This window comes from Desulfoluna sp., from assembly GCF_030145185.1.
GTDB lineage: Bacteria > Desulfobacterota > Desulfobacteria > Desulfobacterales > Desulfolunaceae > Desulfoluna.
Window position 1 is genome coordinate 57,838 of sequence record NZ_JAQYWB010000016.1, and the last position, 14,646, is coordinate 72,483.

Below are 14,646 nucleotides of genomic sequence, written 5' to 3' on the forward strand. Positions count from 1 at the left end.
AAATATTTATGACACCATGAATATTGTTTGGCAAGCCTAAAATATTCCACGGTATGGGCAAGGGTGCCTGACCACTGCGTCGCCGCACCTTTCGATTCGGCAAACACTCCGCAAAACGTAAAACCAGACATAGCTCTCCCTGTGGCAGCCCCAAATCTCCAAGATATCTTCATCATACACCAGCAGTTAATCATTCGAATATTAGAGCGATTTCGCATAAAAGAAAAATATCTGATCTCTTTTGCCCACTATTTTTGCCTATCTAAGTGACCGGGTTCATTACCACAAAAAAGCCAGCCTCCGCCTGGTTGAACGCATCACGCATTCGGCTCCCTACAAAATGTTTGACTTGCCAAAGTTAGTCACGTAATAAACTATCGGTCAAAACGATTATTCTTTGTCTCAACTAACTTTTGCCATTCTCTTTTGCGGATACAATGGCTCGGCCACGTGAAAGACGGAAACAGGTATCGCGCTCTCCACCCGATTGGACCCCTCTGTTTTGACCCTGATCCTCAGGATATCAGAATCGATACCGTTGCCCCTCTGCCCCGGCTGGAAAGACGTCTTATGCGCCATCTTCATTATCTCTTGATCCCGCTCCTCTGTCTGGGTCTGGGAGGGTCGCCCCTTTATGCCGCCCCCCCGTCGGCCATGGATTACAAAGCGTTTCTCAAAACAAAAAAAACCGGGACCGCACCCCGAATCCCCTTGGACGCCCCAGGGGCCGAAAAAATCCGGGAACCTGAAAAGGCCACCGAAGAGTGGGTGGTCAAGGTCACCCCGGAGACATCGGTCCAAGACCTGGCCCGTGATCTCGGGGCCGAATATGTCGGCCCGGTCGGTTCTCTGCCCCGGACCCACCTCCTCCGTCTGACGAACTCATCGGAGGCCGGTACGTCCCGTGTGGTACGTCGCCTCATGCGCGAGGACAAGCGTATCCTCTGGTACCGTCAGCAAAAAGCAAAATGGAATTTCAGCGACGATGAGGTCAAAACGCCCGACTTCAATGACCCCCTGGCCAAGGATCAATGGCATCTCAACGGTTCGTATGAAGGCAGCGACATCCACATCCGAGAGGCCTGGGAAAAGGGATACACCGGAGAGGGCATCCTCGTGGGGGTGGTGGATGACAGCCTCCAGGGGAGCCACCCGGATCTGAACGCAAACTATTTTCCCGAACTCAGCCACGACTTCAACGACAAAGACGATGACCCCTCCCCTGCCATCAAAGGCAAATACGGCACCGACAAACACGGCACCAGTGTGGCGGGTGTGGTGGCTGCGGTGGCCAACAACGGTATATGCGGCGTAGGGGCGGCCTACGACGCAAAGGTCAGCGGGCTTCGGCTCATCAGTGGCCCCACCACCGACGCCGACGAGGCCACGGCCCTCTCCTACCACCCAGAGGAGATCGACATCTACTCCAACAGCTGGGGCCCCCACCCCACCATGCTCGTGGCCCCTGGCCCCCTCTATGAAGAAGCCATCGCCGAGAGCATCAAAACCGGTCGAAACGGCAAGGGAAATATCTACGTATTCGCCGCGGGCAACGGCAAACAATACGACAACAACGTCAACTACAACGGCTACGCCTCGTCAAGATACGCCATCGCCGTCGGGGCCGTGGACATCAACGGGGTCCAGTCCTACTACAGCGAGCCCGGCGCCTCCATGCTGATTACCGCCCCCAGCAACGGAGATGAGATCGGCATCACCACCACGGACCTCACCGGCCAGAACGGCTACAGTGCCACAGAATGCACCAACGACTTCGGCGGCACCTCATCGGCCACCCCCCTGGTCTCCGGGGTAATTTCCCTTTTGCTTCAGGCCAAACCCGAGCTCACCTGGCGGGACGTGCAGGAGATCCTCGTGCACACCGCCACCCAAAACGACCCGGAGGATGAAGACTGGACAAACAACGGCGCGGGCCTCCACGTCAACCACAAATACGGATTCGGCCTGGTCAATGCCGAGGCCGCCGTGGACCGGGCCACAGCCCCGGACTGGACGACCCTGCCCCCTGCCGTAGAGCTTCCATACGGCCCCGTGGAGGTCAACCAGCCCGTGCCGGACTTTGACGAGGCTGGGGTGTCCTCCACCCTTCATGTCACCCAGGATCTGCGCATGGAACACGCCGAGGTGGTCCTCACCGCCGTCCACCCCTTCCGCGGGGACTTTACCGTCACCCTCACCTCCCCTTCGGGCACAAAAAGCGTCCTGGCCGAAACCCGAAAAGACAGCAAGACCAACTATCTCAGATGGAAGTTCACCACCGTCCGCACTTGGGGTGAGAGCTCACAAGGAGACTGGACGCTCACCGTCGCGGACAACCACAGCGGGGACACCGGCAGCTTCAACTCCTGGCACCTCAACCTTTACGGAAGCCTGGCGGAAAATGAAAACCAACCGCCCCTGCCTTCTGCCGACAACGCCCAGACGGCTCGCGAGACCGCCGTCATCCTCCAACCCCTTGAAAACGACAGGGATTTAAACGGCGACGAGCTCACCCTCACCGAGGTAGAGTCCCCGGCAAACGGCACGGCCGTCATCTCTGAAGACGGGAAAACCATCGCCTACACCCCGGATGCCGGATTCGCGGGCCTGGATCGTTTCACCTACACGGTCCGCGACAACGCAGTCTCTGCCACCGCCGCCATCAGCGTAGCCGTGGGGCAGGAAGAGACCCCCTTTGCCTCCGAGCAAAACGACCTGCTGATCCCCGACGGCAAAGGCAAAGCCGTCTCCACCATCCACGTCAAGCGTGGGGGTATGTTCATGGGTGCCCGGGTACGGCTGAATATCGAGCACTCCTACGTCAACGACCTCAAAGCCACCCTCATCTCCCCCCAGGGTACCCGGATTCCCCTGTTCAACAGGCTCCAGGGGATGGTCAAGGGTAACTTTCTCGCCGGTAACTTCGTTGATACCGTCTTCGATGACGAGGCGGACCTCATGATCATCGAAGGAGAGCCCCCCTTCACCGACGCCTACCGGCCGGTGATCCCCTTGAGCGGACTCTACAAAGAGCCTGTCTTTGGGCAGTGGCAGCTGGAGGTGGAAGACAGCGTCAAACTCGCCCAGGGCAAACTTAAAGACTGGGAGCTCACCCTCCGATACGCCCCCATGAGCGATGACACCGCCCCTGTGGCCAAAGATGACACGGCCGAGATCTTCAAGAAGCCCGTCATCATCCCGGTGCTGGCCAACGATTTTGACTACAACGGAGACGCGCTCACCCTCACCGACCCCGGCACCCCGGAACACGGTACCGTCGAGATCACTGGCGACGGCATTCGCTACACCCCGGACAAAGGGTTCAAAGGCGAAGATGCCTTCACCTACACCCTGTCCGACGGAATCAAGGATGCCACAGCAACGGTCACCGTCACCGTGAAAGGAAACCGCGCCCCCGAAACGGATAATGACGCCTCGGCCACCGCCGCAGGTGCCCCCATTGACATTCGGGTCTTAGAAAATGACACCGACGCCGATGGAGACCCCCTCACCATCACCGACGTCACCGCGAAGACGGCCTCCGGAACCGCCACCGTCACAGAGGACGGGCTCCGTATCCATTACGTGCCCGCCGACGGATTCACCGGCAGAGACAGCTTCACCTACACCATCAGCGACGGAGAGGCCACCGCCACAGCTGAACTCACCGTCTCCGTGGGCGAAGGGAGCCTCTTTTACCCCCATGTGGAAAAACCCGCCTTGATCATCCCCGACGATGACCCCACGGGGGTCCGCTCCGTGATTCACGTCCCGGCAGGCGGCATTGTCCAGGACATCGACGTGACCCTCAACATCCGCCACGACTTCAACCGAGACATCCGGGCCGAGCTGATCTCCCCTTCCGGCACCCACGTCAAGTTGCTGGGCTACGTCGAGCAGATGCTCTATCAACACCACTTCACTGGCACGATTCTCGATGACGAGGCCCCCAACGCCATCGAGCCCGGCGGCCAACCCTACACCGGGCGCTTCCGTCCCGCCGAGCCCCTCTCCAAGCTGGACGGGGAGCCTGTCTACGGCGACTGGACCCTGGTTCTCTACGACAAGGGGGAATACATCGACGGTCGCTTAGACTCCTGGGACCTCTCCATCGGCCTGACCCCTTTGTCTGAAAACGTCCCCCCCACCGTGAAAAACGAATCCGTGCACATGGCAGGGGAGTTTGTCACCCTGGCCGTACTGGACAACGACTTTGACTTCAATGGAGACGCCCTGTCCGTCACCTCCGTCTCCAAACCGGGGCACGGCACGGCCCAGGCCAACGCCAACCACACAATCACCTATACCCCGGCCCCGGGATTCTCCGGTCCTGATAGCTTCACCTACACCGTCAGCGACGGCAAAGCCGAGACCCAGGGCGTGGTGACCCTTACCGTGGGCGAGACACAACTCACCGCCCTTCGAGACGGAGCGCCCCTTCCCATTCCCGACGGCGACCCCCAAGGGCTCTCCTCCACCGTCTGTGTCACCCATCCGGGATGGGTCCACGACCTGAACCTTAACCTCAACCTGAAACATCGCTGGATCTACGACCTCACCTTGGAGCTGATCTCCCCTAAAGGGACCCGGGTACGCCTGGTGAGTCAGGTCGGCGGAGCCCGCTACGACTACGCCAACACCACCTTTGACGACGAAGCCGCCGTGGGCGTCAAGCAAGGGATATCCGCCATCCCCGCTGCGGGCTGGGACGACTACCCAGGCCCCCGCAACGCCTCATACATCCCCGTAGAGCCCCTGAGTCGCTTCGACGGAGAACCCGTAGCGGGCACCTGGACCTTAAAAGTGGTGGATGAAGAGAAGAGAAAGAGCGGCACCCTGGGCGACTGGTCCCTGCGATTCACCCTGGTGCCAGACTCCGAGTCCCCGATTCTTTCGGAGGCCACCCCTGAGGCCATCATCCAAGGCCTGAAAATCCAGGTGCGTATCCCGGTTGAAGACCCCAAAACACTGGACCACATCACCGACGGCCGGGTGGACATGAAAGATGTCCTCTATTTGTTCAAAAAAACGGCAAAAACCGAGCCCTGATCACACGAATAAATCGACAAAAAGCCCCCGGCGAACCCGCCGGGGGCCTGTCCCTTAGGAGATTTCATGATGAATAAAAAAATATTTCGATTCCTCCTCCCCTTTGCCGCCGTGCTCCTGCTGGCAACTGCCAGCGCCGCCCTGGCCGCGGACTACGTGGTGAGTGGCTCCACGGATGTGGATGGCCGCTACACCCTCACCGAACGAATCCAAGGTAAAAAACCGGTCTACAGCAACGGAACCCATGACCTGGCCTTTGACGACAGTTATGGCTATTGGCAGATTCAGCCAAAAGACGATGTCTTTGACTGCTTATACTATGATGAGGCCGAGGCGGCATCGGAGACACCCCCCTTAAAAAACTATGCCCAATATAATGGTGACAGCGAAGGCGGTGCCACGGTAGCCGAGGCCACGGGAACCCCCAATCCCGAACTCACCTACAATAAAAAAACCTTTATAGAAACCGACACCGACGACGGCAGCCTGGCCCCAGCCCCCCTTGCCGTCACCCTTGCCAATGACACCTTCACCGGAGACAACGGGGCCGTGTATGACGAAACCAAAGCCGTCATTGCCAATCTTCCCGAGGGCCTCACCGCCACCCTCACCAAGGTCAGCGACACCGAGCTCTCCTTTGCCCTGGCCGGACAGGCCACAGCCCACGACACCGACGTGACGAACCTTAACGTCACCTTTACGGCCGACGCCTTTGCCGCAAGCGATGACGTCTCAAAGGTAACAGGGGCGATCACTTCCGATCTCACCATCGATTTTATCCGCACCCACACCGTAGGGAGCGGCAAGGACTTTTCCACCCTTGCAACAGCCATCGCAGGGGCTGGGGCCCGGGACCGCCTGGTGCTTTTCGGCACCTTCACCGAGACCGGCCTTGCCATCGACAAGGACCTGACCCTTGCGGCTGAAGAAGGCGCTTCCGCTACGCTCCAGGGGTACGTCCCACCCTCGGATGATTCCACAAACGACCGCCTGCTGACCATCGATGAAGGTGCCTCCGTCTCCATCAGCCAGCTCTTCATTCAACACTCAATCACAACGGCCAAAGGATCCGCGGCCATCTGGAACAAAGGAACCCTGACCCTTTCCGACTGCACCCTGCGCGACCTCCAGAACACAGCGACCTCAACAAGTTCCTATGGAGGTGCCATCTACAACACGGGAGCCATCACCCTTGATAAATGTTGGTTTGAAAATAACTCGTGCAGTTACGCAAGCGCCAAGGGGGGAGCCGTCTACCATGCAGGCAGCGCCCTTGCCATCACCAGCACCACCTTCACAGGCAACAGTGCGGCAAACGGCGGGGCTGTTTTTATCCAGAGCTCAAATACCCCCGCATCCATCACCAGCACCACCTTTTCAGGCAACAGCGCCATAAAAAGCGGCGGCGGCCTCATGCTCTACGGGGGCGAAGCGCACCTCACCCACGTGACGGTATACAAAAACAGCGTCACAGCCCCTTCAATCAGCTCAGACGGAGGCGGCGGCCTTAAGGTGAATTCCGGCAAAACCCTCACCCTTGCCGGATGCCTGGTTGCGGGCAACCGGGATGAAGGAAAAAAACCCGCCCACGACATCAAGGGTGCCGTTACCTCCGACGGGTACAACCTCATCCAACGCGTCGACGGAGCCTCCGGCATCACCCACGGCACGAGCCACGACCTGGCGGGCACCACCCCAAGCCCCCTTGACCCGGTGCTCGCTCCGGTCCTGACAAACGGCGTCCACCACCTGCTGGCGGGAAGTCCTGCCATCAACAGCGCCTCGGCTACCTGCGCCCCCGGAAAAGACCAGCTGGGCGCAGCCCGCACCGGCATCCCCGATATCGGTGCGGTGGAATACGTCCCGGCCATTTCAGGGTTTCTCACCGTCTCCATCGCCGGGCACACGGGCCTACCGGTGCGTGATGCCGACATCGCCCTTGAAGGGGGCGCAAACGGGAGCCCGACAACCACCGGTTTCTTCCGGATGCCTGTGGCGGCGACCCTTTCCGGAACCCGAGCTCTCACGATCACCGCCCCGGCCTTGGACACCCTTAAAAAGGACCTCACTCTCGTCAAAGGCAAGGGACACCACCTGGGCATTCTTGCCCTGACCCAGACCGCCGTGGCCACCCAGGCCCAGGTAGACAAAGCCGTTGTCAAAGCCACCGAAGGGCTCCTGACCCAGGAGCAGGTGGAAATCCAGATAACCAACGCCCTGACCTCGGTCACCGCCGAAAAGGAGAGAGAAAAAGCCCGAGCCCTGGCCACTCAGCGGACCTCTCTGCTTCGAACATTCGATGCGGACGGCGACGGCAAGATCGGCCTGGCAAATGCCATCCGGGCCTTAGAGATCACGGCGGGCATCCGCCGGGGAGAAGAAGACTAAACGCGAAAAAACCTCCGGCGGCCCTGCCGGGGGACAACCTTATGAGAAGTTAAACAAACAGGTTTTTACGTACGATTTCCATCGATTTACCGATGCCGGAACCGACGATGAAGCAAGAACCATTTTTAACACTTTGGAGACACCATGAAATCGAAATGCATCCTGTTGCTGGCCCTGCTCCTGGGACTGGCGACACAGACCGCCGCCATGACCATTACGGCCGGGCCCGCCACCTTAGGGCCCAACGGAAGACGCCTGCTGCCCATCACCCTCTCTGACTTGGGGGAGACCCTCGTCGAATCCGTGGCCGGCACCGCCTTCACCTTAGCGTTCGACACCACAGCCCTCAACCTGGAGTCCGTAACAAGTGAGTTCTTTGCCCCTTTTAAGGAGCAATTCACCACGGCCAAGACCCAGCCCCTCCCCGAAATTCCTCCCTTGCAGAAGACGCCGGTGATCTGGAACGAGATTGACGGCACCGGGGTCGCCATCGCAGGGGCCCGGTGTATTGCCACCTCAGAAACAAAGACCCTGTTTCATCTCACCTTTGCCTTAAAACCGGGGGCCGATCCCAAGGCCATCTACCCCATCCGGATCCGCCCAACCACCTTAAGCGACACAGGCGCAGGCTATGCGGCGGGAGGAGAGACCATTCCCGTGCTCCTGGCCGCCGACGCGACCCAGGCAGCCGAGTCACCCGCGGCCTACCCCGTCATCATCGACAGCAAGGCCAGTGGAGCCCTCATCGAAAATGGCCACCTCTCGTTCGACCCCGAAACCTCAGACCGTGACGGCGACGGCATGGACGACGCCTGGGAGATCGCGCATTTCGGCAACACCACCACGGCCGGCATCGATACGGACAGCGACGGTGACGGCATCTGCGACCGGGACGAATACCAGAATGGCTCCAACCCCGGCGACATACTCCCTGTGCTCCTGGCCGTGGCCAACCCGTGCATCGCCAACACCGCAGATACGGTCCTCACCCTCCAGGGGGAACGGCTGACCCTCTTTTCCATCAAGCAGGTCCTTATTAAACAGGGGAACAAAAAAACGCCCCTTCACACCCAAAAAATCACGGCGGATACCGTTGAGGCTCTGATCCCCAAAGGCCTGGCCGAAGGGAAGTACACCCTTGAGCTCCTCTTTGCCAACGGCGAAACCGGCGGCAGCTTCACGGTGAAAAACCCTGAGCTGTCCGTGGCCCTTTACCAACCCCTGGCCCTCAACGAGTCCCAGCTGCCCACAGCCGAAGCCCTCAACGCCATCGACATGGGCTCCACCCTGTCCGACGGGGGGCTCACCGACGCTCAGCTGAACGGATTGGGCCTGGGCAATCTGGCCCACCACCCGGGGGTAAAAGTCACCTTGGAAGAAAAAAACGGTCAATCTCGATCCCTTCACCTGCATTCCGAGACCGGCATTGAAATCGCCGATGGAAAGCTGCCCCTGGCTACCCGCCTCCTCTCCCCGAAAGCAACGGCAAGTGACCCCATCACCGTTGACATTCAATTCAGAGCTGGCACCCACATCACCATAGAAGGTGCCCCTTACACCGGAGCCATCAACCCTCCCCGATCCGTGATCTGCCCCCCGAAAAAGAAAGGAGCCCTCTCCACCCTTTTGGGAACCAGCGAGCTATGGCTCTTCTCCGCAGGCAACGCGATGGAAACCCTGAACCTTTCCAAACCAGCCCTGGTCTTCCTGGAGATCGCTGCCCCGGCAAACGCAGCCCCCACGATTTTCTATCTGGAAGGCAGCACCCGCAAAAAAGTGCTGGCTGGCATTGATGGCACCGCTGAGGTCAACGGCACCCAGATGGACATCGCCAGGGGCGGCACCGTCGTCACGTCGGCCACTCGCAACGGCAAAACCATCCAGACCCTCGCTGTCCTTTTGGATCACTTCTCCACCTATGCGGTGGGCTGGTCCGAAGAGCCCGAAACATCCGGCGGCTCCGGGGGCTCCGGAGGGTGCTTTATTAACACCCTGAAACCCTAGACAAGGGATTGGGCCTAACCCGGATATTTCATGAGAAAACGACCCTGTTACACCAATAAAAGGTTATTACTGTGAAAAATTTAGATATTTATAAAATGCAAAATGTAATTCACGTTTTCTACTCGATTTTCTCACCCTTCGGGCGAGCCGAGTGCACCCATCTTCCGCGTTATCAGAGCCTTGAGGTAAACCACTACATCTGCAGCCCTGATGCCTTGAATATGGATGCACTCGACTCGTGAAATATCCGGGCTAAGCGCCGCTTTATCATCAACCCAACGGAAAAACCCTGCACAACCTCCATTGTGCAGGGTTCACCCTCGATACCCAGGTGCAAAGGCCCAAAGTTTCCGGCGAGGTCCCCTCCGACGACACCTCACAGGTTATTGCGCACCTGGCCCCAAAGTTGAGATAAAAGACAGGGAGCCGCATTTACAAACATTCCCTTGTTTATATCTATTTTGGCTTTCCAAACATTTTAGCGTCACCCTAAGATATATATTGACACATCACTTATCGGCCGTTAATAAAGCGCATCTCCCTTGGGGCCAGAATCACCCGGCTTGCGGGTAAATATTGCAAAATCCAAGACGACACAGCATGGAGTTTTTATCATCTCATGAAACGCCTGACACGCATCCTCCTCATCACGGCGGCCCTCTTTTCTGGCCATTATCTCCTGTTTCCGATAACGCCACCGGTCCAGGCCGCTCCGGCGTCGGGCCTGCACCTGGGGAACAACCCGGACCTGCCGACTCTTACCTTCTACACCTCCGGGTTGGCCACCACACCCCAACTGCCCCTGTGGTATGCCGCCCGCAAGGGGAACCTCCTTTCCCACTGCAACTTAGAGGTCAAGGTATGGAAAACCATCGACGATCTGCGGGGCAACGTCCTGGCCGGAAAAGGAGACCTCTGGCTCGGCCAGACCCACGGTTTCGTTCAGGCCGCCCGACGCGGTGCCCCGGTCAAGCTTCTCGCCGTCACAGCCTGGCGTAAGTTCTACCTGGTCTCCACCGATGAGACCCGGCTGCACTTTGCCGACTATCAAGGTGAGACGCTCTCCTACGCACCGACAGGCTCCCCTGCAGTGCCAATTCTCCAATCCATCCTGAAAAGCGATCGGCCCATCCGTTTCAAGCCGGGACAGGGGCGCCAGCTGGCCATGCTCTTGATGAAGGGCAAAATCACCGCAGCCCTGGTGCCGGAGCCCATGGTCAGTATTCTCACGATGAAAGTACCGGGATTAAAGGTGGGGGAGAACGTGGAAACCCTCTACGGAAACGTACGTCAGAGCAAGCCCCGGATGCCCATCGCAGGCCTGGCCATCCACACAAAACTTCTGACACAGCATCCGGGCCTGGCCGAGGCCATCCTCGATGAATTAAAAAAGGCGGGTGAGGCCCTGGCCCAGCACCCCGAGGACGGAGCCGCGGTGCTGCCCGAAGCGTTCACCCGATTCGTTACCCCTGAGCTGGTCACCGCCTCGTTAAAACGAGACGCCATCCTGGTGGAACGCGCACGGGAGGTTCAAAGTGAATTGAAGGCCTACTTAGACGTCATCTTGCCGGATCACGCGCCATCGGAGGCAGACCTTGAAGCCACTCTTTTCTGAATCCCGCGTGGTAAGCGGCCTGTCCGTGGGCACCTTGCTCATGGCCTGGATCGCCATCAGCCTCAGTATGGGCCAGGCCCTGGTGCCGGGGCCCGGAGCCACCCTCCGGGCCTTAGCTAAACTATGCATGAACCCGGGGTTCTGGCAGGCCCTGGCCATCACCTGTGCCCGGGCCAGTGCCGCCCTCGTCACCACGGTGATCCTGGCCCTTATTACCGGCATTGCTGCGGGCCTTTCCAAACGGGCCATGGCTTTTCTCGCCCCCATGGTCACCCTGTGCCAGTCCACCCCGCCCATCCTCTGGATCACCCTGCTCATGGTCTGGGTGGGCAGCGGCAGCACCGTCCCCTTTATTGTGGTGACTGCCGCCTTGTACCCGCCCCTCTTTGCCGTGGTGGCCCAGAGCACGGCCCACCTGCCCGCCGAATATTTTTCGATGTGCCGGGTCCATCGCATCGCCCCCACGGCCATCCTCCGCCGCGTGATCCTGCCGGGGATCTTCCCCGGTTTTTTAGGAGGTTTCTCCTTTGCCCTGGGCTCCTGCTGGAAGACAGCGGCCGTAGCCGAGTTCTTCGGATCCGCCACAGGCATGGGTGCCCAGATCTACTGGGCCTATCGCATGCTTGAAATGGAAACCCTCTTTGCCTGGGCTCTCACCCTGGTCGGCTTAGGTATTTTGCTGGAGGTGGGGGTCATCACCCCTTTGAAAAAACAGGCCCTGCATATGATAAGGAAAACGCCATGATTAAGATGCATGGAATCTCCATCGGATACGGTCACACACCGGTGCTCAACGACTTTTCTCTGCACATGAAACCCGGCGAAGCGGTGTGCCTCTCCGGCCCTTCGGGCTCTGGAAAAAGCTCCCTGCTTCATCTGGCCGCCGACCTCATCAAACCCGCAAAAGGCACCTGCCACGTAGCCACCGACAAGATTGGCTACGCCTTTCAGGAGCCCCCCCTGCTCCCCTGGATGACGATCAGGGAAAATCTTCTGTTTATTGCCGGTCGCGGGGACATGGTCCACGCAGGAGAGATTCCCTTGGGTTGGCTGGAAAAAATGGGGCTGGGCGAGGCCGCAGGATGCATGCCTGCAGAACTCAGTGGCGGGATGAAAAAACGGGCGGGGATCGCCTGTGCCCTTGCGGCACAGGCCGACTTGATTTTGTTAGATGAACCCTTTGCCGGCCTGGACCCGGCGTGGCAAACACGCGTGGCGGCGTGTGTCATGGACCACGTCACCTCCCTAGGCCTCACCCTGCTCATGGTCAGCCACCAGCTGGAGCCCCTGGACGGGTTCGGGCTGCGCACGGTTAGCGTGCCAGAAGCAAAAGAGCCGTTGATGCGCCACGCTGTTTAACCCGGAGATTTCACGAGCCTCTTGCCTGTTGTAAGGGATAGGTTTTGCAGAATCAGACCCAACAACCTCATAAGGATCAGGACGTCACCAACCGGCTGTGCCTCACATAATCCCCGGGGTTCACGCCAAAAACAGTGCGATAGGCCCTGATAAAGTGGCTGACATTGGCATACCCCACCCCGTAGGCGGCTTCACTGACATTTTTCCCGCCCCCTTCCAGCCAGGTGCGGGCCACCTCCATTTTATGGCGCCTCAGGTAGTCAAAGATGGTGGTGCCATAAACGCTTCGGAATCCTGCCTTGAGCTTGGTTTCGTTAATTCCTGTCTGGCGTGCAAGCATGGCAATGGTGGGTGGGTTTTTCAAATCCGAGACCAGGCAATCCCGAGCGTCATGGATCCTGTCGGTGTCCCGCCGGGTAAGCCCTCGGGGGGCAACCTCTGGGGACGACGCCAGGGCGTTTACCTGCAGAGCAAGAAGCTCAAGGGCTTTGCTCTCCAAAAAGAGGTCCCGACACCCCCCGGCAAACGGGCAGGTCAGGATTTGGTGGCAGACTGACTGCATGGCCGGGCAAAGGGTTTCTTTAAGAGTAAACTTGTCCCTGAGCCGGCCCTCGGAGGTAGGGCGAAGCCGGGGGGGGAAACCCGCAGTCCCCTCCCCCGCCAGGGTGAAAAGGAGCACCGGGTCCACAGAGAGCCCCACGATGCAGATCTCTGCATCTCCCACCGACAGGCAACGCCCCGAAGTGTCCGGGGCATAGCTAGCGTTCATGGTACCGGCACCGCTTTGATGTACCGATGGGCCCGGACCCAGGCCTACCATCCGGCACTCCCCGGATCCGCTGAGCCAGTATTCAAAATCGATGGGGGCTCCCATGATTTCAAAATCCAACACCAACGGCCGGCTTATACAGAAATGGCCCACCGTAATATAAAGCCCACGGCGGATAGGAATCACCTCATAGCGGGCGGAATCTCCCGGAAGCCCGGCAAAGGTACTTGTCACCTCTCCATAGGGAGACGTCTTGGACGTTTTTCGGTAATCACTGTAAAAAAAAGCCGCGCCGTCGCCTGGTCTCTCCTGGAGCATGTCTCGTTCCATGGGGGGTCTCATCTGTTTAAAGGACATCCATCGGCATCGTGGGGGACGTGAAGAGGCACCGCAGCTATGATGCTGCCACGCGTGCGGCGAAATCCAAGGTGTTGTCGTAGGACCCGTCTTCGGGTTTTCTCACGGTAAAATCACAAAAACCGGCTTGCGTCAGCGCCTCGGTAAGCCGAGCCTCAGAAATGGCGTGGGTGGGGTACCCCCCGAGACGGGTCATGTACTCCATCATCAACTGGCTCTTGAGGTCCTCCCCGCTCACATCCAGGGTCATGTGCCTGGAGACGAATACCCCGCCTGGGTTCAGGGCAACACGAACACGCTTCAGGAAATCAACGAGGCGATGATCAAGGCTCCACTCGTAGAGATAGTTGGAAACAAACACCAGGTCATACCCCGTCCCAAAGTCCCCACCTGCCCCCAGATCGACACCGCGGGCCTCAAGGCGTCCCTCGTATCCCGCCTTTGCAATATACGATCCGGCGGCTTCGGCCACCTCCGGCAGATCGCACACAACCGCTGAAAGGTCAGGATGACGATCCAGGATACCCATGGAAAAATACCCGAAGCTACCCGCGATATCGCACATGCGACGCATGGAAGAAAATTCAGGTAAGGATGAGACAAAGGCTGCTGCGCTTTGTACCTTGCCCCCTCGTCCTCCCTGTAACATCGTCTCCATCATCTCCTCGTTGGCCCACAGCGTCTCATCGTGAACGGGCCCACCCTGGGTCATAATCTCTCGCGCGTTGCCAAGGAGGGTGGACATCTTGTCCATGGACTTCAGGACCCTTCCCTGAAAGGCCGGAGAAGACGAGACGAAAAACTCTCGGGCGACGGGGTTCAAAGAATAATGTCCCGCCTTCGCGGCAAGATACCCCCCTTCGCGAAGAATCTCCAGCAACGACTGAGTCATGGAGGAGTCGGTGCCCAGCTCACGGGCAAGGCGATCCGTCCCCATGGGCTCTGCGGCCAGGGTATCAAACAGGTTCAGGTCAACGGCCGTGCCAATAATCTGAGGCATTTTTGCGGTAAACAGCATGTTGCACGTGTCTTTAAAATCAACGGTAAGTTCCGGAAAATTCATAAGTTGTTCCTTATCAGTCAAGAAAACGTATCGGTTATATTG

8 protein-coding genes are annotated in these 14,646 nt (G+C 58.8%); 6 read left to right on the forward strand and 2 right to left on the reverse strand.

The window, feature by feature from the left end:
• Positions 1-570: 570 nt before the first annotated feature.
• From Q1Q75_RS06965 to Q1Q75_RS06990, 6 genes are all read left to right on the forward strand, one after another.
• Complete coding sequence (locus tag Q1Q75_RS06965) at positions 571-5,049, forward strand: Ig-like domain-containing protein (protein WP_300668609.1); 4,479 nt, start codon at positions 571-573, stop codon at positions 5,047-5,049.
• 66 nt (positions 5,050-5,115) lie between these two features.
• Positions 5,116-7,437 carry a right-handed parallel beta-helix repeat-containing protein gene (locus tag Q1Q75_RS06970; protein WP_300668611.1) on the forward strand — a complete coding sequence of 774 codons (2,322 nt, stop codon included), beginning with the start codon at positions 5,116-5,118 and terminating at the stop codon, positions 7,435-7,437.
• A gap of 144 nt (positions 7,438-7,581) precedes the next feature.
• Positions 7,582-9,441, forward strand: coding sequence for a thrombospondin type 3 repeat-containing protein (locus Q1Q75_RS06975; protein ID WP_300668612.1), 1,860 nt, complete (start codon positions 7,582-7,584; stop codon positions 9,439-9,441).
• A 619-nt stretch (positions 9,442-10,060) separates the two neighbouring features.
• Positions 10,061-11,056 carry an ABC transporter substrate-binding protein gene (locus Q1Q75_RS06980; RefSeq protein WP_300668615.1) on the forward strand — a complete coding sequence of 332 codons (996 nt, stop codon included), beginning with the start codon at positions 10,061-10,063 and terminating at the stop codon, positions 11,054-11,056.
• Complete coding sequence (locus Q1Q75_RS06985) at positions 11,037-11,801, forward strand: ABC transporter permease (RefSeq protein WP_300668616.1); 765 nt, start codon at positions 11,037-11,039, stop codon at positions 11,799-11,801. The genes Q1Q75_RS06980 and Q1Q75_RS06985 overlap by 20 nt, the downstream gene beginning before the upstream one ends.
• Positions 11,798-12,415: an ATP-binding cassette domain-containing protein gene (locus Q1Q75_RS06990; protein WP_300668618.1), complete on the forward strand. Its 618-nt coding sequence runs from the start codon at positions 11,798-11,800 to the stop codon at positions 12,413-12,415. Before Q1Q75_RS06985 ends, Q1Q75_RS06990 begins: the two co-directional genes overlap by 4 nt.
• A 76-nt stretch (positions 12,416-12,491) precedes the next feature.
• On the opposite strand, the gene Q1Q75_RS06995 is transcribed toward Q1Q75_RS06990, so the two are convergent.
• Both Q1Q75_RS06995 and Q1Q75_RS07000 read right to left on the reverse strand, forming a co-directional pair.
• The gene (locus Q1Q75_RS06995) at positions 12,492-13,514 is read right to left on the reverse strand and encodes an AraC family transcriptional regulator (RefSeq protein ID WP_300668620.1); all 1,023 of its coding nucleotides are present in this window, start codon (positions 13,512-13,514) and stop codon (positions 12,492-12,494) included.
• A gap of 64 nt (positions 13,515-13,578) precedes the next feature.
• Positions 13,579-14,604 (reverse strand): methyltransferase, encoded by a 1,026-nt coding sequence (locus Q1Q75_RS07000; RefSeq protein ID WP_300668621.1) that lies wholly within the window; start codon positions 14,602-14,604, stop codon positions 13,579-13,581.
• Between the last annotated feature and the right edge of the window lie 42 nt (positions 14,605-14,646).